1 protein-coding gene is annotated in these 345 nt (G+C 55.1%); it reads right to left on the reverse strand.

Annotated elements, in window-relative coordinates:
* On the reverse strand, nucleotides 1-251 hold a 251-nt coding region (locus RFW85_RS12455; RefSeq protein WP_309171580.1), incomplete at its 3' end, for a cadherin repeat domain-containing protein.
* Nucleotides 252-345 lie beyond the last annotated feature (94 nt).

Genomic DNA, 345 nt, shown 5'->3' on the forward strand with positions numbered 1-345 from the left:
TTTACATCCTGCTCGTTCAGCGTCACGTTGATGTTGCTGCTGTTGGTGCCATCAGTTGCTGTCACCACCAGGTTGTGGATGTTCGCCAGGGTCTCGAAGTCATTGGCCGCAGCAGCCACTCCCGCTGCGGTCAGGCTGATCTCACCCGTGCTGGCGTCGATCTCGAACCAGCCATTGCCGTTGCCACTGCTGATGCTGTAGCTCAGCGTGGTGCCAGCATCGGCATCAGTCGCCTTAACCGTGCCGATCACATAGGCATCGCTGCTGTTCTCGTCATAGTTAAATGTATAAGACGCAACTGGCGTGCCTGGATTGTTTGGATCTCATTTACATCCTGCTCGTTCA

It is taken from the genome of Acinetobacter sp. 12966, from assembly GCF_031196995.1.
GTDB classification, from domain to species: Bacteria; Pseudomonadota; Gammaproteobacteria; order Pseudomonadales; family Moraxellaceae; genus Acinetobacter; species Acinetobacter geminorum.